This is a genomic window from Methylocystis sp. Uni0008, assembly GCF_056838045.1.
The window spans coordinates 943,508-965,026 of the sequence record NZ_CM166370.1; the positions used below are offsets into that span (position 1 = coordinate 943,508).

A 21,519-nucleotide genomic window follows, 5' to 3' on the forward strand; every position below is an offset into this window, starting at 1 on the left:
TCAGAACGGCAGCTTGAGACCCGGCGGCAGCGGAAGCCCGCCAGTCAGCGCTTTCATTTTCTCGGCCATCGCCTCCTCGGCCTTCGCGCGCGCCTGCATATGCGCCGTGAGGATCAGGTCCTGGAGAATCTCTTTCTCGTCAGGCTTCAACAGGCTCGGGTCGATAGAGACGCTTTTCATCGCGCCCTTTGCCGTGAGTACGACCTTCACCAACCCGCCGCCCGCCTCGCCCTCGACGACCGTCTGTTCGAGCTCCAACTGCGCTTCGGCCATCTTGGCCTGCATCTGCTGCGCCTGCTTCATCAGGCCCATGAAGTCCATCATTTAAGCTTCTCCGTCGTCTTCTTCGATTGGCGACGCGTCATCATAGAGCGTTTCGGCGGATGCTGCGCCCTCGTCCCTGCCCCGCACGGCGACGATCTGCGCGCCAGGAAAACGCGCCAGCACGCTCGCCACCAGAGGATCAGACTCGAGCGACGAGCGGCGCTCGCGTTGTTCAGCTTCGCGCTGCTCCTGCAGCGTCGGCGCGCCGCCCGAAGCGACGATCGACACCATCCAGCGCTCGCCGGTCCAAGCCTGCAGCTTCTGCATCAAGGTCGAAGCGAAATCGCGCGCGCCGCCGGGCGCAAGCTCGAATTCAATCTGCCCAGGCTCAAAACGGACCAGCCGCACTTCGGATTCGAGTCCGATCTTGAGGCGCATGTCCCGCTTCTGCGCGGCCAGCGCCACAAGCGCGTCGAAGCTTTCAATCACGGTTCTTGAAGCCGGCGCCGGCGACGGCTGAGGAACTGCGGCGCGCGGAGCGGCCGCGAGTTGCGCGCCGCCGCGCGTAGGCGCCGCTGCGCCAGCGCCGGAGGGCGCCCCGCTTCGCGCGGACGGCGACGGAGACTCGGTCGCGGGCGCGCTGCCACCAAAGCCCAGGCGCCGCAGCGCCTCCTCCGGCGTTGGCATGTCGGCGGCGTAAGCGAGCCGCACTAGAACCATGTCGGCCGCAGCGAGCGGCCGCTGCGCGCCGCGTAATTCCTCGACGCCTTTCATCAGGATCTGCCAGGCGCGGGTGAGCGCCGGAACAGAAAGGCGCGCCGCCGCTTCTTCGCCGCGGCGCTGCTCTTCGGGGGTGAGCGCCGCCGATTGCGCAGTCTCCGGCGCGAGCTTCAGGCGCGTCGCCAAATGGGTGAATTCGGCGAGTTCGAGCAGCACCTGCGCCGGATCGGCGCCGCCATTGTATTGATCCTCGAGAATGGCGATCGCCTTGGCGACGTCGCCCGACATCGCCGCTTCGAACAGATCGATGACGCGCGCCTTGTCGGCGACGCCGAGCATCAGCCGCAGATCCTCCGCGGCGATGGCGCCGCCCGCCGAATGCGCCGCGCCATACGCGATCGCCTGATCGAGCAAGGACAGCGCATCGCGCGCCGAGCCTTCGGCCGCGCGAGCGATCATGGCGAGCGCTTCGGGCTCGATGGCGACCGCCTCGGCCTTGCAGACGCCCAGCAGATGATTGGCGAGCAGACCAGCGTCGATACGGCGCAGATCGAAACGCTGGCAACGCGAGCGCACCGTCACCGGCACCTTGTCGATTTCCGTCGTCGCGAAGATGAACTTCACATGCTCCGGCGGCTCTTCCAGCGTCTTCAAGAGGCCGTTGAAGGCGGCCTTCGAGAGCATGTGCACTTCGTCGATGATGTAGACCTTGGTGCGCGCCATCACCGGTCGATAGCGCGCGTTGTCGATGATCTCGCGGATATCGTCGATGCCCGTGTGTGACGCGGCGTCCATCTCGAGCACGTCGACATGGCGCGAATCGATAATCGCCTGGCAGTGAACGCCAAGCTCCTCCATATGGATCGTCGGCTGATTGATCGCGGGCCGGCCGTCGCGCGCCGGCAGTTCATAGTTGAACGCGCGCGCGAGAATGCGCGCCGTCGTCGTCTTGCCGACGCCGCGCACGCCGGTCAGCAGATAGGCCTGATGAATGCGGTTGAGATCGAAGGCGTTTTCGAGCGTGCGCACCATCGGCTCCTGGCCGATGAGGTCCGCGAAGGTCGTCGGTCGATATTTGCGCGCCAGCACGCGATAGGCGGACGACTGCGCCTGATCGGCGCCAAAAAGCGAAGGTCCCTCGTCGGGTGCCGGCGATGGCCTCGGCGGATCGTGCTCGTGGTCCATCTGCATCCATCCGGCGACAGACGAGCGGCGAACAGCGCCATGATTGCGCCACGCCATCCGCTGCTCGCCGAAAGAAGGTGGGAGGCTGAACGAAGACCCGCCCAAGCTCGTTAGGGCTGCTTCCTTCCGGACCTGACCCGGTTGGCGAGTGAAGCGTCCACCGCCAACCTCCCGGCCCTTATGTGGCAGACGAGGACGGGGGATGCAAGGCTTTACATGGGGAGATCCGGCGCGAGCCAGCCACCCTACTCAAGCATGCTTTCGAACCGGATGCGGACGCTATCATCAACTGAAACCTAGGAATTCCCTAGCTCACCTCTCGGAACAGAGCCGAGCCCGCCGGCGTTTGAGGATCATCACAGGCCCGGAGAACGGCAATGGCCAAGCAAGCCCGTAGAACGTCGCAAGCGCGAGGCGGCGGCTCGAACGAACAGAGCAGACGCGAAAGCGCCGATCAGGCGAGAGGCGAATCCGAAAAGACGGCCGACGCCATCGAGATGCTGAGCGCAGATCATCGCAAGGTCGAGCAGCTTTTCGAGCAATACAAGACGGCGAGACGGCGCGCCGAAAAGTCGAAGCTTGCGCGCGAGATCTGTAAGGAACTCATCATTCACGCCGCACTCGAAGAAGAAATCTTCTATCCGGCCTGCCGCGAACACGTCGAGGACTCGAAAATCGATGAGGCGATGGTCGAGCACGACGGCGCAAAGATACTGATCAGCGAAATCGCGGTCGGCTCCCCGTCTGACGAATTTTTCGACGCGAAGGTCGCGGTCCTCACCGAATACATCCGCCACCACGTGCAGGAAGAAGAGAAAAGCTCGGAAAGCATCTTCGCCGAAGCCAAGGCCGGCGGCCTCGATATGGCGGCCCTCGGCGCCAGAATGCAGGCCCGCAAGGCGGAGCTGATGAAGGAAATGGGGCAGGAACTTTACCTGCCGCAGCCGATCACGATGGACGTCACGATCGGCGAAGAGGAGGAAATGCAAGAGGAGATGTCCGGTCGTGGCGAGGCCGGCCGAGGCCGATGGGAAGACGAGGACCGTTGGGGACGCGGGGCCGATCGCGGCGGGCGCATGCCCGAGCGCGACGAATACGGCCGCTTCATGAGCGAAGAGGAAGACGAGCGCTCCTCCCGAGGCGGTCGGGGCGAAACCCATGGGCGTGACGACGAACGGCGCGGCGGCGGCCACGGCGGCTGGTTTGGCGACGCCAAGGGCCATTCGGAGGCCTCGCGCCGCGGATGGGAAGAACGTGAGGGCCATCGCGGGCGCGCCAGCGACGAGGGCGACAGGCGCGGTTCGGCTGGGCGCGGCGAGGGCGGGCGTTCCGCAGCTTCGCACCGCGGCCGGGAACATCGGCGCTAACCGTTTCGCGTTGTTCACAGCCAAGGCCGCAGCCTCCGGACTGCGGCCCTTGGCATGCCATTCACCCTTCCGCGCCAGCGGGGGTGCGCGCCAGCGGCGCACTTGCTAAAGAGAGCGCAAATTTCGAGAGGATTTGCGCTTGAACGCCGTCACCGCCACGTCAGCAGAACGCGAAGCCACCAGCCTTGCGGCGGTTCTGGCGCATTTCGAGCGCCAGGGGTTCGCCCGCCATGAGCCGCGCCTTCTGCAGCCGGCGCATGTCTTTCTCGATCGCTCCGGAGAAGATTTTCGCGGCCGACTCTATCTGACGAGCGACGGCTCGGGCGCCGAATTCTGCCTGCGCCCCGAATATACGATTCCGGTGTGCCTCGATTACCTCGCCTCCGCTCAGGCGGGCGCGCCCGCAGCCTTTGCTTACGGCGGCTCGATCTTTCGCGCGCCGGAACATAGCGCGAGCGGCGAGGGAGAGTTCCTCCAGGCGGGACTCGAGAGCTTCGGCCGACAGGACCGCGAAGCCGCGGACGCTGAAATTCTCGCCGCTGCGCTCGACGCGGCGGCGGCGGCCGGCGCTAGCGCGCTCAATGTTCACATCGGCGACGCGGGCCTCGTCGCCGCCTTTCTCGAGAGCCTGGAGCTGCCGCCCGTCTGGCGCCGGCGCCTTGCCGCCGGCCATGCGCGCGGCCAAAGGATCGCGGAGATTTTCACGGCGCCCGGGCGCAATGGCGGTCCGGAACAGTCAGGCGTGCTGGCGGCGCTGACGAAAGTCGATCCGGCGGACGCGCGTCGTCTCGTCGAGGATCTGCTGTCCATCGCCGGCATCACTGCCGTAGGCGGGCGCAGCGCGGCGGAAATCGCCGAGCGCTTCCTCGATCAGGCGACGCTCGCCGAAGGCGCAGGGGTTTCGACAGAGACGCGCGCGTTGGCGGAAGCTTTTTTTGCGATTGAAGGGCCGCCCCAATCTGCTTCTGCCGCCATGCGCCGGCTGGCCGGCGAAGCGCAGCTCGATCTCACCGCCGCCCTGGACGCTTTCGACGCGCGCGGGCGCGCCATCGCCGCACGCGGCCTTGCTCTTGACGAGATGCGCTTTTCCGCGAGCTTTGCGCGTCATCTCGATTATTACACCGGCTTCGTGTTCGAAGCCCGCCATGGCGCCGGCGGGGAGCCGGTGATCGGCGGCGGACGCTACGACCGGCTGCTCAAGACGCTCGGCGCGGCTTCCGACATACCGGCTGTCGGCGCCGCCATTTGGATCGATCGGCTTTCGCCGAGCCCCGGAGAGGCATGATGTCGCCCGTCCAAAAACTTATCGTCGCGTCGCCTTCGAAGGGCCGGCTACAGGAAAACGCCGCCGCGTTCTTCGCGCGCGCCGGCCTGGAGCTGACGCAGGGTCGCGGCGCGCGCGACTACCGCGGCGCGGTCGCCGGAGTCGAAGGCGCCGAAGTCGCCTATCTGTCTGCGTCCGAGATTACGCGTCGGCTTGCCTTGGGCGAAGCGCATCTCGGCGTGACCGGCGAAGATCTGGTGCGCGAGGAGATCGCCGACGCCGAGAAGACGGTGGAGCTGCTCGCCCCGCTGGGGTTTGGCGCCGCCAATGTCGTCGTCGCCGTCCCGCAAGCCTGGATCGACGTGCGCTACATGAGCGATCTCGCCGATGTCGCCGATGGTTTTCGCGCACGTCATGGCCGAGGCCTGCGCGTCGCGACGAAATACGTCAACACGACGCGGCGCTTCTTCGCTGCCCATGGCGTATCCGACTATCGCATCGTCGAAAGCTCCGGCGCCACAGAAGGCGCGCCCGCCGCTGGTTCAGCCGATCTCATCGTCGACATCACGACGACGGGCGCGACGCTCGCGGCGAACGCGCTGAAGGTCATCGAGGACGGCGTGATCCTGCGCTCGCAGGCGAACCTCGTCGCCTCGCTGACGGCGCCATGGAGCGAAACGGCGCGCGAAGCGGCGCGCGTCATTCTTTCCCGCATGGCCGCAGAAGAAGAAGCGCGCATGACCCGCGACGTGCGCGCCAGTCTCGCCGCGCCAAGCCAGAAGATCCTGCAGGAAGCGGCGGCCCATTTCGGCGCCGCATTGCGCGACAGGGCGGACGACTCGCTGACCTTCGCCTGCCCCGCCCAAAAGGTCGCGGCGCTTGCGGATTGGCTGATCGCCCAAGGCGCCAGGAGCGTCACGAGCTCCCGGCTCGACTACGTGTTTCAGGCGGAGAACGCCCTCTGGAGCAGGCTGGCCGCGCGGCTCGGCTGAGGGCGCCATTGTCATTCCCGACGCGAAGCGATGGGGAATCCAGAACCAACCTAAAGACTCCGTCATCGCCCTGGATTCCCGGTCAGGCCTCCGGACTGCCGGGAATTACACACATGCCGTTGTGAGTCGTCGCCGCTGATTCACGCTTCCATCAACGCGCCGACATGCGCGGCGACGCTGCGCGCGAGATCTTCTGGCCGATAGCCGCCTTCGAGCAGCGAGACGATGCGACCCTTGCAGCGGCGCGCCGCAATCTCCATCACGCGCAGCGTGACGTCCCTGAAGTCGTCCGCGACGAGGCGCAAGCCGCCGAGCGGATCATGCAGATGGGCGTCGAAGCCGGCGCAAACTATTATGAGATCGGGCGAGAAGGCGTCGACGCGCGGCAGAATGCGCGACGCGAGCGCCTCGCGAAATTGCGCGCCGCCATCTCCTTTGGCGAGCGGCGCATTGACGATAGTGTCGTGCGCGCCGGTTTCGCCGACTGCGCCCGTGCCGGGGTAGAGCGGCATCTGATGCGTCGACGCGTAAAGCGCGTTTCTATCGTTCCAGAAGATCTCCTGCACGCCATTGCCGTGATGCACGTCGAAATCGACGATCGCAACGCGCGAGGCGCCATGCGTCGCGCGCGCATGCAGCGCCGCTATGGCGGCGTTGTTGAAAAAGCAGAATCCCATCGGCGTATCGCGCGTCGCATGATGTCCCGGCGGCCGCATGGCGACGAAGGCGTTTTTTACATCGCCGCGCATGACCGCGTCGACGGCGGCGATCGCGCCGCCCGCCGCGCGAAACGCCGCCTCCTGCGTGGCGCCGTTCATGACGACATCCGGTCCGATGCGCGCGTATCCATCGGAGGGCGCCGACTTCACGAGACGCGACAGATGTTGGGAATTATGCGCGCGCAGCAGAGCCTCCTGCGACGCTAAAGGCGCATCCGCGCGCATGAGGCCTGCGAAGCGCGCGTCGTCGAGCGCACGCAGAATCGCGCGAAGGCGCTCCGGCCGCTCGACATGCGCCGGTCCCATGTCATGCGCCAGCGCCGCGTTGTGTGAAACGAGCAGCGTCGAGGCCGTGCCCGCCCGCGCGTCGAAACAGGCAAGGCTTGCGCTCGCGCCCGCGATGGCCGCTCGGCGCGTAAGATTGGCGGCGTAGCGTTCCTGCGCCATCTCGAGTCCTTAGCGTCCGACGCGCAGCATAGGATTAACGACCGGACATGTCAGTCTACGGATTTGACCGCAAGAATCGAATTGCGGCGGCCGGCGGGAAAGTTGGATGATGCGCGGCATGCAAGCCGAAGACATGACGCCGGGGTATCCGCTCGAACTCGACGAGGCCCGCTGGGCGGCCGTCGTCACGCGCGACGCCTGCCGCGACGGCGAGTTCTACTATTGCGTCGCAACGACCGGCGTTTATTGCCGCCCCTCCTGCCCGTCGCGTTCGGCGAAGCGCGCGAACGTGCGGTTCTGCGACACCGCGGCGGAGGCCGAGGCTCAAGGCTTTCGGCCCTGTCGTCGCTGTCGGCCGGATGCGCCGTCCCAACAGGAGCAGGATGCGGCGAAGGTCGCCCGCGCCTGCCGGATGATCGAAACGGCCGAAGTTCCTCCGACGCTCGCAGAGTTGGCGCGCGTTGCCGGGCTCAGCCGCCATTACTTCCACCGACTGTTTTCGCGCATGGCCGGCGTCACGCCCAAAGCCTATGCTCAGGCGCATCGGCGCGCGCGTCTGCGCGATGAACTCAAAGAGAGCCGTACAGTGACAAAAGCGATCTATGGATCGGGCTATAATTCGAGCGCGCGATTCTACGCGACAGCGCATGAGACATTGGGCATGACGCCAAAAGCCTATCGCGCCGGCGGCGCTCGCGAGACGATCCGCTTCGCGATTGGTCAATCGTCGCTGGGCGGCGTGCTCGTCGCCGCGAGCGCGAAGGGCGTTTGCGCCATTTCGCTCGGCGACGACCCCGAAGAGCTGCTGCGCGATCTGCAAAGACGATTTCCGCGCGCGACGCTTATCGGCGGCGATGCAGAATTCGAACGCTATGTCGCCGCGGCGGTGGGAATGGTGGAGCGGCCAAAATCGAAGTTCGATCTGCCGCTCGACATGCGCGGAACCGCCTTTCAGCAGCGCGTCTGGGCGGCGCTGCGCCAAATTCCGGCAGGCGAAACGGCAAGCTATGCCGAGATCGCCCGGCGCATCGGCGCGCCAAAAGCTACCCGCGCCGTGGCGCAGGCATGCGCCGCCAATCCGGTTTCGCTCGCGGTGCCTTGCCATCGCGTCGTGCGCAGCGACGGCGCGCTCTCCGGCTATTACTGGGGAGTCGCGCGCAAGCGAGAACTGCTCGAACGAGAGCGCAAGCCGTAAAGGGCGACGCTCTATCCGCTGCGAAGCGCCGCATACGCCTCGTTGATCGCGTCGTGCAAATCTCTCCACATCGGATTGTTGCGCACGTCCGGTCCCCAATTGTAGATCGCCTTGGCGACCTCCGCGATCGTCTCATTGAGGGGTTCGCTCGCGCCTTCCTCAAGTTCGAAGGAAAAGAGCTTCGGCGGCGTATCGCCTTTCCAGGCGTCCCAATGTTCGTTCGAATAGTTGGAGACGCCGCGTTGCGCCGCGAGCAGTTCCGGCGCGTATTTCGCGAAGCGCTGGTGCAAGGGCCCGTCCGCAGGCTCTGCGCGATAGGCGTCGCGCACCGCGAAATAGCGCGCATGCTGCAGTTCATGCGCGAGGCAACAGCCAAGACGCGCTTCGCTCATGTGCGGATCGTAATAGATCTCGATGCAGCCGTCGGGGAAGGTCTGGCCTTCGGACGTGAAGCTTTGGCCGAGATAGTCGAACGTCTTCGTTTGCGGGCTGAGCGTCACTTTGCCGACGTCATAGCCGAATTCGCGCGCGAGTCTTGCGAGCGTCTCCCGCTTCTTCAAGAAGCCGGGGGAGTTTTCGATCTGGGACCCGGTCCGCTCGGGCGCCGGCGACGCGGACGGATATGGTCCGCCAAGCCAGCGGCGCAGAAAGGACAGCGCAGCGAATTCCCGGCCCTCACATGCCGGGCGCGCTTCCGAACGGCTCTTCATGCGTAATAACCCACTCGAACTCCGGATGCGCTGCGGCGACATGCTCCCACCATCGCCGCCCATCCTGCAAGCGGGGGGAAAGATCATTGACCCGGAGGCGCCCGAAAGCGCCCGTCCGCTCCTTCACGCCAGCGATGACCGCCTCGACCATGGCCCGCCCCAGTCCGCGCCGCAGAGAGTTGATCTGCTCGAAAACGAGCGTCGGCGGCTCATAGCCGCCAGCGAGCAGGAGCGCGATTCCGGAAGCCTCAGTTCCATCGGGCGTGGTGATGAGCTTTGGCGAAGTCGAAGCTTTGATCTCGACGAAGCCGCGCCCGTAATGCCGCGCGTCGACATGCAGGCCAAGGGCCGCAAGATTGCGCGAGATCGCCTCGGCGATCTCCGTCATCGCCGGGTCGGCTTCGGGAGCCGCCGCCCCCCTCCAGAACCGCCAAGCTTCCCACAACCCCACGCGCGCCCCCTCACCCTTGCGAGGCTTTCGAATCGGCTCTGCCGCCGTGCCTTTTTTCGCCATTCCATGCGATAAGGGACCATGGCGACACCGATTCGCAACGCTTTCGATCCAGGCTTTGGCGTTTATGTCCACTGGCCGTTCTGCCTGTCGAAATGCCCCTATTGCGACTTCAACAGCCACGTGAGGCGCGGCGACGTCGACGAGGACCGCTTCGTCGAGGCCTTCAGCGTCGAGCTTGCGCATCGCGCCGCGCTGACGCCCGGACGCGAGGTCCGTTCCATTTTCTTTGGCGGCGGCACGCCGTCGCTGATGTCGCCTTCGACGGCCGAGGCGATTCTAACCCGGATTTCGAGCCATTGGGCTCTCGCGAAAAACTGCGAGATCACGCTCGAGGCCAACCCGACGAGCGTCGAGGCTTCGCGCTTCAAGGGCTTCAAGGCCGCAGGCGTCAACCGCGTCTCGCTCGGCGTGCAGGCGCTGAACGATATCGACCTGCGCGCGCTCGGGCGGCAGCACTCCGTCGCCGAGGCGCTGATGGCGCTCGACGTCGCCAATTCGGTCTTCGAGCGGACCTCCTTCGATCTGATCTACGGCCGATCGGGCCAGACGCCCGCCGCCTGGCGCAAGGAGCTGGAGCTGGCCCTCGCCCGCGCGCCCGAACATGTCTCGCTCTATCAGCTGACGATCGAGCCCGACACGATGTTCGAGCGCATGGTCAACACCGGAAAGATGACTCTGCCCGAAGCCGACGTTCAGCGCGCGCTCTGGGACGTCACTCAAGAAGTCACCGCCCGCGCCGGCCTGCCGGCCTACGAAGTCTCCAATCACGCGCGGCCGGGCGCCGAATGCCGGCACAATCTGGTCTATTGGCGCTATGGCGAATATGTCGGCGTCGGACCCGGCGCTCATGGGCGGATCGTCACGCCGCGCGGACGGCGCGCCCAGGCCGCTGAGCGGCACCCAGAGATGTGGCTCACCTGCGTCGAGACGGAAGGCCACGGCCTTGTCGAAGACGAACTGCTCTCCCAGGAGCAGGAAGGCGACGAATTTCTGCTGATGGGGCTGCGGCTGCGCGAGGGCGTCGATCCGCAGCGCTATTTCCTGCTGACCGGCAAGCGCCTGTCGCAATCGCGCATCAGCGAGCTGATCGGCGACGGTCTCGTCGAATTCACCCGCGAGAACAGGCTGCGCGTGAGTTCCGAAGGCTTCCCGGTGCTCGACGCCGTCGTCGCCGACCTCGCCGCTTAGCCGCCCTCACGCCAGGGGTTTGGAGTCGGAACGCGCGACGCCTACTCCGACGGAGCGCCCAGTTTGGCGGGAAGCTGCGCCCGGATCACTTCCAAGATTTGCTCGATGGCGGTCTCGGCGTCATATGCGCGCCGTTCCGACGCAGCCAATTCCGCCGTCATGGCGGCGAGCTGCGACTGCAGGATCTCGATGTCTTTGTCCGCCTGCTCGGCGGCCGCCAGCATCTGCTCGATTTGGTCCTCGGCCAAACGCAGCATTGCCTCTGCGCGCTCGGCGCGCAGCTCGGCTCGGCCCAGTTCTTCCCTCACCGCGTCCGCGACCTGATGCGCGCGCACGAGCGCCTGCGCTGACTGGGCCTCGAAAGCTTTGATGGCCGCCGCGGATTCAGAGACAAGACTCAGCGCGGCGGCGATATCGACGCTCTCGCCAGCGGGTTGATGCGCCGAACCCTCGCTTCTGCGGACGGCTTCGGCTGTCGCTTGATCCAAATCGGGCGCATTCATGGACGCCTCCGCGTCGTTTGGGCTGTCGAATGGTCATCAACCACGGTCGCGACCCGATGGAAAGCCGCAAGAAACTCGACGCCAGCTAGGACGTTGCCTTCCCCCCTCGGCCGCGTATGCTCTTAACCTGCTGAATTCCCCTTTGACGAAGGAGCATGAACCATGACGACGACCAGCGAAAGAGAGACGCTTGCCATTTCCGGAGCGGCGGTCGGCGCGACGGCGGGCGCCCTGGTCGGTTCATTGTTCGGCCTGATTGGAATTGCGGTCGGAGCGTTCTTGGGGGCGACGCTCGGCGCCGCCGCGCGCCTCGCGAAACAGGGTTGATCAACGGCGACTCGCTTCGAGCTCCGCCAAATCGCCGACGGGTGACGTTGGATTCGGAGGAATGTTGAAAATTGCAGAACATCCCGAAAGATATCTTCACGGAACCCCAGTTCTCGCCCGACACGCTCGCTAATCTCGGCCCGTTGAGCCGTTTGGCGGGCGTGTGGGAGTCGGATCAGGGCGTCGACGTAAATCCCAAGGTGGATGGTCCGGAGAGGCGCGCATTCCGGGAGCATGTCCGGATGGAGCCCATTGATCCGCAGACGAACGGTCCCCAGCTCCTATACGGGCTTCGTTACCACATCCATATCAACGCTCCGGACCAAGCAATAACATTCCATGATCAGGTTGGGTATTGGCTGTGGGAGCCATCCACGGGCCTGATCATGCAGAGCATCGCCATTCCGCGCGGACAAGTCGTGTTGGCGGGCGGAACGGCGAAGCCGGGCGACGCGCGCATTTCAGTGGAGGCCCGGCGCGGCGATACGCGCTTCGGCATCTGCTCGACCACCTTTCTCGAAGAAGCGTTTCGCACCGACTATTACCGGATCGACATCACTTTCAACGCGGATGGCAGCTGGACTTATGTGACGCGCACCGATCTCGTGCTGCCCGGCAATGCGCCGCCGTTCAACCACCACGACACCAATACTTTGCGGCGCATCGGGGCGCCGACGCCGAACCCGCTCCTCGAGCGGCTCAAGGATGGTCAGGCGAGCTAGGCTCTGGGGGCCGACCCGATTATGCGCAAAAGAGCCCGCAGCCTTCGTCGAGCCGCGGGCAAGGCACATGACGCCTGCCGGTGCGATGGCTCACCTGAAGCAGGCTTCGCCCAGGATAGCCCCAAACGGAACCGGGGCAAGCTTGGCAGTTCCGGGACACCTAAAGCGCAGCTGTGCACAACCGTTGGCGCGAACACGCTCCCGCGCAAGCTATGTTCGATCTTTCCGATCGAGGCTGGCCTCTAATGCGCTCAAAAGGTCACGAATTTCGGCCGGCAGCGGTTCAGCGACGATTTCGGCGAGTTTGCATCGCAGTTGCTTGCCGAGCGCTTCCGGCGCGGCCAGCGGCCCCGGATGAGAGCCGCGCGCAAACATACCTTTCCAGTCGTCCATTGCTTTTTTCGACATGACGCCCCGCCTGAGGCTGAAACTTGATTTCTGACGGGTTTGTTCCCAAGCGCCGCGTTGACGAATTGTCGCGCTTGCTCGACGCAGGCGCCGCGGCCGACGCTCCGTGCGGGCGAACAACAGAGCCTGAGTCCAACGAACCAGCTATTCGCGGCGCATGTCTCTCGCGCGGCGATCTGAAGCGCGGCTCCGGCGCCCGATGAAGCGGGCCGATTTCGTTCATCTGAAGGTCTAGGAAGATCGGCGCCTCTTCCCGGGAAGATAGACTTCACGGGCGCTGCTCAAAGAAGAACTCGTAGCTTTACGCGTACGCTTCCTCGTCTCGCAAGAGAACCGCGCGAACGGAGAGCTACGCTTTATGAATCGCGCGCGTTGATTGGCTCCAAACGCAGAACGACGATTGGCCTCATCATTGAATCTTTTGAATAGCGCAATGAAAAAAGTTCATTTTACCGCTCGCGTCGCACGTCTTACGAGCTTCAGACGGCATCGTGACGAACTTCGCGGATTCGGCGCGATGCTGGAACATGGAGGGTTACGCATGAGCATAACAACAGAAAGAGCCGGCGCAGCCGGCGTCGCCGCGGAGGAGAGGATCGTCGATCTCAAGGGCATGTGGATTGGCCTTGCGGTTCTGAACGGGTTCTATCTGGTCGTTCGCATTTACGAGCAGATTTATGGCTGGCGCGCTGGCCTGGACTCGTTTGCTCCTGAATTCCAGACGTATTGGATGTCGATCCTTTGGACCGAGATCCCGCTCGAGCTGATCTCGGGCGTTGGCCTTGCCGGCTTTCTTTGGAAGACGCGCACGCGCGATTTCTCGAAGCTGACCCCGCGCGAAGAGCTGCGCCGGATCGTTGTCGAGATTCAGTGGCTGGTGGTTTACGCAGCCGCCATTTACTGGGGCGCGTCGTTCTTCACGGAGCAGGACGGCACCTGGCACATGACGGTGATTCGCGACACGGACTTCACGCCGTCGCACATCATCGAGTTCTACATGAGCTACCCGATTTATTCGGTTATCGCGGTTGGCGGCTTCTTCTATGCGAAGACGCGTCTTCCGTATTTCGCGAAGGGGTACTCTGTCGCGTATCTGATCGTGGCGATTGGCCCGTTCATGATCATCCCGAACGTCGGCCTGAATGAGTGGGGCCACACGTTCTGGTTCATGGAAGAGCTGTTCGTTGCGCCGCTGCACTGGGGCTTCGTGTTCTTCGGCTGGATGGCGCTCGGCGTGTTCGGCGTCGTGCTTCAGCTGCTGCTCAACATCGGGCGCCTGATCGGCAAGGACGGCGTCGCCCTCCTCATCGGAGAATGACGCTTAACAAACGGAGCGCGGGCTTTTTCCCAGGAGCCCGCAGCGCCGCAGAATAACTCCCACAATCGTCGAGCTCACTTGGCGCCTTCCGTCTTCACTGACGGAAGGCGCCTTTTCTGTGATGGAGGCGCGACATGGCGTCTGCGCCGATGCACGGATATTCCGTTTGGATGAGGCTAACGTTGCTGCGCGGAGCGGCAGCTTCGGCGACGTCAGTTTTCCAGCATCCTGACCGAGTCGAGAATCTGCTGTCTCAGCCAACTATGGGCTGGCTCCTTATCCTTCAGCGGGTGCCAGGCCATCGTCGCGACGCAGTCGGGAAATTCGATCGGAACCGGCATCATCTTCACGGGCGCGAGATGCGCAAAATGTTCTCCGACGCGTCGCGGCGCCGTAAGAACGAGATCCGTGCGCGCGACGATCGAAGAGGCGGAAAGGAAGTTGGGAAGAATGACCGATACTTTCCGTTTCTTGCCATGCTGCTCAAGCCAGTCGTCGACGAGACCAGTTCCGTCCTCACGATGCGAAATCAAGAGGTGGCGGCTTGAGAGAAATTGCTCAAGCGTGATGTCGGACTGCGAAAAATCCGGATGGTCGCGGCGAACCATCGTCATCAATCGTTCATGGAAAAGCGTTTCACGCCGCAAGTAGGAAGCATTATTGCTTGCGACGTTCAAGGCGATGACCAGATCGATTTCGCCTTCCTCGATACATGCCTCCGCCGAGGCGCCGCCAAGCTGCTTTATGTGAAGCTCAACATTTGGCGCGCTCTTGTTGAGTGTCTCACAAAGACGGTGCAGCAGCGTGAATTCGAAATAATCGCTCGTCGCGATCGCAAATCGGCGCTCGCTCGATTCAGGAGAAAACTCTTCTGGAGGCTGAACGATATTCTCAATGTTTTTCAGCACTGCGCAGATTGGATCGAACAAATCGAGGGCCCGTTGCGTCGGGCGCATTCCTCTCGGCGTCTTGATGAGCACCGGGTCGTCGAGCTGCTGCCTCAATCTCTGTAGGACATGGCTCATCGCCGACTGACTGATGAACATTTTCTCGGCGGAGCGGGACACGCTCCGTTCTTCCAGTAGATGTTTGAATGCGATCAACAGATTGAGATCGAAGTTTCGCAATTCGCTCATTCGTGCGCACCGTCAAAGCGCCAGAGTCGCCCAGCCGCCCGGTTCTGGCTCATGAAGGCAGGTTTCCGCTTCTTGCCCTTGCTGTGGTCCACCTTCGCGGGCGAAGGAGAAGCCGGCGGCCGGCCAGCGTCCTCCGGCATCCCTAAATCGCTCCGCCGTCGCCGGGGAGTGCCGCCGATCGAAGAAAGCAGGAGTCCAGTGTGTGTCGGATTGACGCTGCCAGCTGGAGCGCGACGCCGACGCAGCACTCCGGCGCACAGCCGCGAAACTAGCGTTCTCCATGCAGCTCAGGAGAGTTCACAGCGGTTGTTGCGCCTGAGCTTTTAAAAAAAAGCTCAGCCACGCTTGCGTCTGCCCTAATATTTGTAGTTCACGCTCGCCGCAATTGAGCGCGGTTCGCCGTGATAGAGGGCGCCGTTTGAGGTGAAGTTCGGGCGGTTGGTGAGGTTGGCGGCGGCAAGTTCCAATTTGAGATTGTCGTTGATGTTGTATGCGAGCGTGGCGCCGAAAATCTGTTGCGGCGCCAGCGTGAAGCCGTAGGTGTTGGGGAGCGTCGCCTCGACGCGGCTGGCGTAATAATAGCTGACGCCGAGTTCGAGTCCTTTGACGTCGCCGGAGTCAAAGGCGTAACTGGCGTTGAAATTATAGACGCGGCGCGGCGCGCCCAAGAGATCGCTGCCCTGCTGCGACGGGATATTGTCGTCTTTTGATACCAGCGCATGCAGGAAGGTGGCGACGGCGTTGATCTTGAGGTTGGGCAGGATCTCGCCGCCGAGATTGACCTCGATCCCGTGGCTGTGCTGCTGGCCGGTGACGACGGAATAGAAGCCGCTCGGATTGGCAGGATTGGGAATCGCGACATTGTCGCGGGTAATGTCGAAGAGACCCACTTCAAAGCTCATCTTCCGGTCCATGAACTCGCGCCTGAAGCCGAGTTCATATTGCGTGTCCTGCTGCGGCGGCGGCGCTTCGCCGCTTTGGATCCGCACGCCGGTGTTGGGGATCAACGATTTGCCGTAGGCCGCGAAGAACTGCGTCTCTTCGTCCGGCCGGTAGAGAATGCCCGCGCGAGGCGAGAGATAACCCTTGGTCCCCTTGCTCAGGCTCGACGTCGGCTCTCCTGTCAGCGCGCCGAAGGGATCGAAGACGCGTTCGCGCTGCGCGAGCAGATCGTAACGGCCGCCGATCAGGACGCGCCAATTCTCGTTCAGATCGATGAGGTCCTGGGCATAGATCGAGCGGCTGACGGCGCGGGCGACGCCATTCGACCAGAAGGCGCCGGCGTAACTGACGCCCGGCGAATAGACCGGCGCGAAGATATTGAGCGGCGCCGCCTCATAGCGCGCGACGTCATTGTTGTAGCCGAAATAGAAGTCCCATTGTTCGAGGCCGAGAAAGACGTGGTGGAAGAGAAAGCCCGTGTCGAAGCGGCCGTTCAGGCGCAATTGCGCGTCGAAGCTGCGGTTGGCGGTGCGCGCGCGCACCGGATTGCCGAAGACGACCGACTGGAAGCCGTCATAGCCCCAACCCGTGAACCAGCCCCAGCGGCTGGCGGTGAGGAAATAGTCGACGACCGCTGCGACCTTCCAGTCGGCGTTAAAAGCGTGCTCATAGCTCAGCGTGACGTCGTCGAAGAAGGGCGTCTCATGTTCATTCGCCGGCAGGCCGGCATAGAACTCGCGCGGAATATGCAGAAACACCGGGTCGGCCGGCACGCCGTCGCGCCAGACGAGCCTTGCGCCATTGTGCTCGGCGCGCAGCGTGATCCGATCGCCGTTGTCGGCGGTGAAGGCGAGCATCGGGGCGACGTCGAAACTGCGCGTGCGCGTGAAATTGACGAAGCTGCCGAGGCTCTGCGCCGAGCCGGTCATGCGAAACAGCAGGGTCTTCTCGTCATTGAGCGGCGCGTTGATATCGGCGGTGAACCTTGTGACGTCGAAACTGGCCTTGGTGGCCACAGTGCGGGCGAAACGCTCATCGACCGGCGCCTTGCGGAAGTAATCGGCGGCGCCGCCGTAGCCGCCGAGCGCCCTGCCGAACAGCATGGCGCCCGGGCCTTTGTAGAACTCGACATGGTCGACGGTCGAGAGATCGACGTCCTGGGCGGTGAAGCCATGCGAAGCGCCGTCAAAGAGCGTGACGCCCGCGGGAAAGCCGCGCATGACGAAGCTCGGCGAATAGGCGCTGTTGGCGGCCGGCGCATTGACATAGACGCCGCTCTGATCGCGCCCGAGCGTCTGCGCATTGGGGGCCGCGACGCCGCGCCGATCGACCTGGCTGCGCGCGCTGCTCTGCGGTTCGCTCCGCTGCCTGTTTTCTTCCTTGACGCCGGTTTGCTCCTTCCCGCGCCGCTTATCCGCGTTTTGCAGTTTCTCCTTTCGCTCGTCCTCCCGCACGTCTTTAGCCTGCGCCTGCGCGGCGCCGACGCATAGGCAAAGCAGAGCGACGAGCGTCGCCTTCATGCCGCGCCAGAAGGCGGCGCCGATCGCCGGCGCCCGGCGCGCAAGCGAGCAGGATGTCGCCGCTCGAGCGCGACTTGCGCGAGCGGCACAATGAAGTTCGAGGAATCGCTATTCTCTGCAACGGCGAAGCGGCACATGAGTCCGCCCACCTCCCCCGCATTGAAGACGTCGAGAATGACGAGCCGCGGCGCGCCGCGCGTGACGACGCCGCGTTCGCGCAGAAAGACGGTCAGCGCGGGCCTCGCGTGCGCGGGCAGCGGCAGCGCGCGGCGCAGTTGATGAATGAATTGACTGCTTGTGATACGATTGAAATCCATTCGTCGCTCCATCAATATCAACAACGCTCCGCATAGAAATCACGCGGGCGTTCGCTCCGCCGGCGCAGGCCGAGCCGTACTGCGCCGCAGATGCGCAAGCCGCGCCGAACGCTTCTTCCACCAGATGTAGACGCCGGTGACGGAAAGCATCGCGATGAGGAGCCCCATCCCGCAGACGAAGATGCGATAGGGAAGTCCGAAAAGATTGGCCGTGTGCAATTCGACGAGCCAGGTGGTCAGCGTCGTTCCGCTGCGCTGGCCCGTCGGCAGGCTGAGGCTCATCAGTTCGCCCGAGCGTGAATCGAACAGGATCGAGGTCGAGCCGGCTTTGTCGCCGATGTCGCGCGACGAGCGCACGCGATATTCGTAAAGACCCTTGTCGCGCAGATGATAGAGCGCGAGCGGGCGTTCGACCGCAAAGCCGTGCTGGCGCGCTTCTTCGGCCATCAGCCGCGCGCCGGTCGCCTGCGCCGCCTCCCATGTCATCGGCGCGCGCGGATCGCTCTGCGGTGTTCCTTCCTGCGCCCAGACGGGCGTGTCGTAATCGAGAACAAGCCGCGTCGCGCGCGTATAGAAATTCGGCAGCGTGAAAAAGACAGCGGACCAAGCGAAGATGAGCAGCATCGCCCAGAGCCACAGGCCGCTCGCGCGATGCAGATCGAAGTTCACGCGATAGAAGGAGCTTTTGAACTTCACGAGCCATGATGGCTTCCACCGCGCGAAGAAGCTCTTGCGCGAGCGCTCGCCGCCCGTCGGCAGCGTCAGATAGAAGCCGACGAAACAATCGAGCGTCCAGACAAGCGCGACTGCGCCGAGGATCCAGTCACCGATCCCGCTCATCGCGAGATACATGTGCAGCCCATAGACGAAGGGCATGATATCGTTCTTATGTCTCGGCAACCCATGCCATGTCAGGCGCCCGAGTTCACGGCCGTCGATCGGATCGAGATGGATGTATTGGAAGTCGAGCGGCGCGCCGTCGTGCGACTCCATGCCGATCGAGGCCGAGCCTGGATAGCCCATGTAGACGGTCGTCGCGCGCGCCTGCGGGAGGATGGATTCGGCGCGGCGCGCCAGCGTCGCCGCGTCGAGTTCTATCCCGGCGCGCGGCGCGGGATAGAGCTCCGGCGTCAGCAGATCATTCAGTTCGCCATAGAAGGCGAGCAGGCTCCCCGTCAGCCCGACCACGATGAGAAAACCGGCCATCGCAAGCCCGGTCCAGCGATGCAGCCATACGAAAAGCGCGCGGGGCATGGCGTACTCCTGGTTTCAAGAGGGCTTCCCCGCCGCAGCGAGGGGGAAAGCTCGTTCGCTACGTCACCACTCAAATCGCAGCGAACCCACCACGGTGAACGGCTTCGCCGGGAAGGCGCTGACGGGCAGCGTGAAGTTGTTGAAGAAGTTGTCTGGTCCGGTGAAGTAGCGGGCGTTATTGATGTTCTTGAGATTGATCTGCGCGGTCACCTTGTGGCCGTAGAGCAGCGTCGCATAGCTTCCAAAAGCGTCGAGACGCGCCCAGCCAGGAAGTATGAAGGTGTTCTGAATGTCGCCCCACGCGTGCGAGGCGCCGGTAACGCCGCCGCCGACACGAAAACCAAGGCCGTTCTCGCCGAAGTCGTAGGTGAGGAACACTTTGCCAGTATGACGCGGCACATTGTCACGATGGTTGCCGAGCAGGCCGCTCGGCGGGCCTTAAACCGCCGGATCCAAGAGCCCGAACGGGTTGAGCCGATTGACGACATCGTCTGAGATCACCTTCGCGTCGATGTGCGAATAGTTGGCGATGATGGCGAGGCGGTCGGTGATGGCGCCGATAACGTCAAGCTCGACGCCACGGCTGCGTTGCAGGCCTGATATGACAGAGAGGCCAAATCCCGAGGCGAGCGTCGGCACCGGCACGCCTGAGCGCGTGATCTGATAGAAGGCGAGCGTCGCGGTCAAGCCCGGCAGCGGCTCGGCCTTAAGGCCAACTTCCCACTGCTGACCGCGTTGTGGCGGCAACGGCTCGCGATTGGTGCCTAGACCATTGTTCAGCCCGAAGGACCTGGAGTAGCTGCCGTAGACGTTCAACTGAGGAAGAATGTCGAAAACAATGCCGGCTCTAGGGGTCCATGCTCTGTCGATCGCCGTCGGCGCGTCCAGTCGGTTTCGTATCGCTTCATCTTTCGTCGCGCTGAAATCGAAAGCCGGATCGCCGGAGCAACAGGTGAAGGCGCTACCGTTCGTCTGATCGGCGACGTCATATCTGACGCCCCCTAACAGATGCACGCGATCGAAATACGTCACATAGTCCTGAACATAGAAGCCTTTTTGTCGCGCGACCGAGGATAACTGAAATTTGTAACCCGAACCGGCGATTCCCGCCCAATAGAAAGTGGGCGGCACGAGCCCATAGACCGGCGCGAAAGGATCGAGTGGAACGAGGTTGAATGGAACGTTCGGCGGCGAGAAGCCGTCATATGTCGTCCCGGCGTAGTAGTTGGAATTTCTGCTAAAGTAGTCGAGGCCCATCAGGAATATGTGATCTCCGCCAAGCACCTGGAATTTGCCCTCGAGGTCGATGTTGGTCGAGAACGAATATGCGTCGATCGACTGAGCCGCGGCCTGTCTCTGGAATTGGAACGTCGTCGTATCGAGACAGAAAAACGGCTGGCAAGCGGCCGTCAGCACAGCATTCGCGGGCGATCTCAATTGCGAGAAGAGAAACCGATTTGTCACCTTCCAGTCTTCGGTCAAATTCTGGCGGAAGCGATAGCCGACATAGAGTTGATTGCTTTGGGACCTCGGCTCATTGGGTTCGTTGAGCGAAACATTGAGCGGAATGCTCGGCAAATTAGGGCCAATCGGCGGCAACCCGACTTCGGGTCTGACGCTTTGCGTCTGGAACTGGGCGTCGGCGGTGAAGTCAGTCCACTCGGTCGGCCGGTAGCTCACGACCGGCGCGATGAAGAATCGCTCAGAACCGTTTTGAAAGTTGCGGAACGATCCCCAGTTCTGGTAGGCGCCTGTAACGCGATACGCAAGTCCCGGCGCTTGTTCGATCGGAGCGGAGACATCCCATTGCGTGCGGTACCAGTTGTAGTTGCCGACCTGCTGCTCGATAAGGTAGCGCGGCTGGGCTAGGGGTTCTTTGGTGATGATATTGATCAGCCCGCCGGGCTCTGCGCGACCATAGAGAACTGACGCAGGTCCTTTCAAAACTTCGATTCGCTCGATGTTCGCCGTGTCGAAAACAAAGGCTTCGGTGCGCAGATTGTTTCGATAAATGTTGAGGCTCTGGAAACCCCGAATGTTGAAGTTATAGCCCGCGACGTCATTGCTGTTCGACGTCACGCCGGAAACATTTTCGAATGCGTCTTGAACCTGAGTAATGTTCTGGTCTTTCAGAACCTGCTTTGGAATCACCTGCACCGATACAGGCAGTTCCCGTATCGGGATGTCCACCTTGGTCGCGGTCGTCGCTTCCGTCACCACATAGGCTTGCGTCGGCGTCTTTGGTTCGCTGCGGAATTGGGAAGGGACGACGGCAACGCCGCTCGTCGCCGGACCTGGCGCTTGCGCGCGGCGCGGGGAAGGCGCCGGGCGCCGCTGGCCGCCGATGTCGATCGTCGGCAGCGATTGCTGCGCATAGGCTAAAGTAGTGAAGGCGAGCGTCAGAGCGCCGGCGGAAACGCCGCGCGAAAGCAGGGCGGGCAACATTGTTCTATTCTCCTGATGCGGCGCAAAGGCCGTCGTGATCGCAGTGCGCCAAAGCGCGAGGC

General features: G+C 63.4%; 19 protein-coding genes, 1 other RNA gene and 1 pseudogene. 9 read left to right on the forward strand and 12 right to left on the reverse strand.

Annotation, left to right across the window (positions count from 1 at the left end; all coding sequences use genetic code 11):
* The 3 genes from AC0X69_RS04695 to ffs form a co-directional block, all read right to left on the reverse strand.
* A complete protein-coding gene (locus AC0X69_RS04695) occupies window positions 1–324 on the reverse strand; it encodes a YbaB/EbfC family nucleoid-associated protein (RefSeq protein ID WP_482611767.1) in 324 nt (107 codons plus the stop codon).
* Window positions 325–2,169, reverse strand: coding sequence for a DNA polymerase III subunit gamma/tau (locus AC0X69_RS04700; protein ID WP_482611769.1), 1,845 nt, complete (start codon window positions 2,167–2,169; stop codon window positions 325–327).
* A 76-nt stretch (window positions 2,170–2,245) separates the two neighbouring features.
* An RNA gene (ffs, locus tag AC0X69_RS04705) (signal recognition particle sRNA small type) lies at window positions 2,246–2,342 on the reverse strand.
* A 204-nt stretch (window positions 2,343–2,546) separates the two neighbouring features.
* Here ffs and AC0X69_RS04710 point away from each other — a divergent pair.
* The 3 genes from AC0X69_RS04710 to hisG all read left to right on the forward strand — a co-directional run bounded on the left by AC0X69_RS04710 (window position 2,547) and on the right by hisG (window position 5,792).
* Entirely contained in the window at window positions 2,547–3,536 is a 990-nt protein-coding gene (locus AC0X69_RS04710; RefSeq protein ID WP_482611771.1) for a hemerythrin domain-containing protein, read from the forward strand.
* Window positions 3,537–3,669: 133 nt separating this feature from the next.
* Window positions 3,670–4,821, forward strand: coding sequence for an ATP phosphoribosyltransferase regulatory subunit (locus tag AC0X69_RS04715; protein WP_482611773.1), 1,152 nt, complete (start codon window positions 3,670–3,672; stop codon window positions 4,819–4,821).
* Window positions 4,821–5,792: an ATP phosphoribosyltransferase gene (gene hisG, locus AC0X69_RS04720; RefSeq protein WP_482613310.1), complete on the forward strand. Its 972-nt coding sequence runs from the start codon at window positions 4,821–4,823 to the stop codon at window positions 5,790–5,792. Before AC0X69_RS04715 ends, hisG begins: the two co-directional genes overlap by 1 nt.
* A gap of 140 nt (window positions 5,793–5,932) precedes the next feature.
* Here hisG and AC0X69_RS04725 read toward each other — a convergent pair whose 3' ends face one another.
* Complete coding sequence (locus tag AC0X69_RS04725) at window positions 5,933–6,958, reverse strand: histone deacetylase family protein (RefSeq protein WP_482611775.1); 1,026 nt, start codon at window positions 6,956–6,958, stop codon at window positions 5,933–5,935.
* A 106-nt stretch (window positions 6,959–7,064) separates the two neighbouring features.
* Here AC0X69_RS04725 and ada point away from each other — a divergent pair, with 106 nt between their 5' ends.
* Window positions 7,065–8,153, forward strand: coding sequence for a bifunctional DNA-binding transcriptional regulator/O6-methylguanine-DNA methyltransferase Ada (ada, locus tag AC0X69_RS04730; protein ID WP_482611777.1), 1,089 nt, complete (start codon window positions 7,065–7,067; stop codon window positions 8,151–8,153).
* 11 nt (window positions 8,154–8,164) lie between these two features.
* Here ada and AC0X69_RS04735 read toward each other — a convergent pair whose 3' ends face one another.
* Together AC0X69_RS04735 and AC0X69_RS04740 are read right to left on the reverse strand one after the other, a co-directional pair.
* Window positions 8,165–8,863, reverse strand: coding sequence for a hypothetical protein (locus AC0X69_RS04735; RefSeq protein ID WP_482611779.1), 699 nt, complete (start codon window positions 8,861–8,863; stop codon window positions 8,165–8,167).
* On the reverse strand, window positions 8,829–9,251 hold the full coding sequence (locus AC0X69_RS04740) for a hypothetical protein (protein ID WP_482611781.1): 423 nt from the start codon (window positions 9,249–9,251) through the stop codon (window positions 8,829–8,831). Before AC0X69_RS04740 ends, AC0X69_RS04735 begins: the two co-directional genes overlap by 35 nt.
* 144 nt (window positions 9,252–9,395) lie before the next feature.
* Here AC0X69_RS04740 and hemW point away from each other — a divergent pair, with 144 nt between their 5' ends.
* Entirely contained in the window at window positions 9,396–10,565 is a 1,170-nt protein-coding gene (gene hemW, locus AC0X69_RS04745) for a radical SAM family heme chaperone HemW (protein ID WP_482611783.1), read from the forward strand.
* Between the two features lie 41 nt (window positions 10,566–10,606).
* Here hemW and AC0X69_RS04750 read toward each other — a convergent pair whose 3' ends face one another.
* Complete coding sequence (locus tag AC0X69_RS04750; RefSeq protein WP_482611785.1) at window positions 10,607–11,068, reverse strand: ABC transporter permease; 462 nt, start codon at window positions 11,066–11,068, stop codon at window positions 10,607–10,609.
* Between the two features lie 162 nt (window positions 11,069–11,230).
* On the opposite strand from AC0X69_RS04750, the gene AC0X69_RS04755 reads away from it, so the two are divergent.
* Both AC0X69_RS04755 and AC0X69_RS04760 read left to right on the forward strand, forming a co-directional pair.
* Complete coding sequence (locus AC0X69_RS04755; protein ID WP_482611787.1) at window positions 11,231–11,395, forward strand: YMGG-like glycine zipper-containing protein; 165 nt, start codon at window positions 11,231–11,233, stop codon at window positions 11,393–11,395.
* Between the two features lie 71 nt (window positions 11,396–11,466).
* Complete coding sequence (locus tag AC0X69_RS04760; protein WP_482611789.1) at window positions 11,467–12,117, forward strand: FABP family protein; 651 nt, start codon at window positions 11,467–11,469, stop codon at window positions 12,115–12,117.
* Between the two features lie 210 nt (window positions 12,118–12,327).
* Here the strand turns inward: AC0X69_RS04760 and AC0X69_RS04765 are convergent, their stop codons facing one another.
* Window positions 12,328–12,525, reverse strand: a complete 198-nt coding sequence (locus AC0X69_RS04765) for a hypothetical protein (RefSeq protein WP_482611790.1) — start codon at window positions 12,523–12,525, stop codon at window positions 12,328–12,330.
* Window positions 12,526–13,066: 541 nt separating this feature from the next.
* Between AC0X69_RS04765 and amoC the strand changes: the two genes are divergently transcribed.
* Complete coding sequence (gene amoC, locus AC0X69_RS04770; protein ID WP_482611792.1) at window positions 13,067–13,843, forward strand: bacterial ammonia monooxygenase, subunit AmoC; 777 nt, start codon at window positions 13,067–13,069, stop codon at window positions 13,841–13,843.
* Window positions 13,844–14,055: 212 nt separating this feature from the next.
* Here the strand turns inward: amoC and AC0X69_RS04775 are convergent, their stop codons facing one another.
* Window positions 14,056–14,979 carry a LysR family transcriptional regulator gene (locus tag AC0X69_RS04775; RefSeq protein WP_482611794.1) on the reverse strand — a complete coding sequence of 308 codons (924 nt, stop codon included), beginning with the start codon at window positions 14,977–14,979 and terminating at the stop codon, window positions 14,056–14,058.
* A 356-nt stretch (window positions 14,980–15,335) separates the two neighbouring features.
* The gene (locus tag AC0X69_RS04780) at window positions 15,336–17,441 is read right to left on the reverse strand and encodes a TonB-dependent receptor (RefSeq protein ID WP_482611796.1); all 2,106 of its coding nucleotides are present in this window, start codon (window positions 17,439–17,441) and stop codon (window positions 15,336–15,338) included.
* Between the two features lie 53 nt (window positions 17,442–17,494).
* Here AC0X69_RS04780 and AC0X69_RS04785 point away from each other — a divergent pair, with 53 nt between their 5' ends.
* Complete coding sequence (locus tag AC0X69_RS04785; protein ID WP_482611798.1) at window positions 17,495–17,794, forward strand: hypothetical protein; 300 nt, start codon at window positions 17,495–17,497, stop codon at window positions 17,792–17,794.
* Between the two features lie 3 nt (window positions 17,795–17,797).
* On the opposite strand, the gene AC0X69_RS04790 is transcribed toward AC0X69_RS04785, so the two are convergent.
* Together AC0X69_RS04790 and AC0X69_RS04795 are read right to left on the reverse strand one after the other, a co-directional pair.
* Complete coding sequence (locus AC0X69_RS04790) at window positions 17,798–19,012, reverse strand: PepSY-associated TM helix domain-containing protein (protein ID WP_482611800.1); 1,215 nt, start codon at window positions 19,010–19,012, stop codon at window positions 17,798–17,800.
* 63 nt (window positions 19,013–19,075) lie between these two features.
* Window positions 19,076–21,457, reverse strand: a pseudogene (locus tag AC0X69_RS04795) (TonB-dependent siderophore receptor).
* Window positions 21,458–21,519 lie beyond the last annotated feature (62 nt).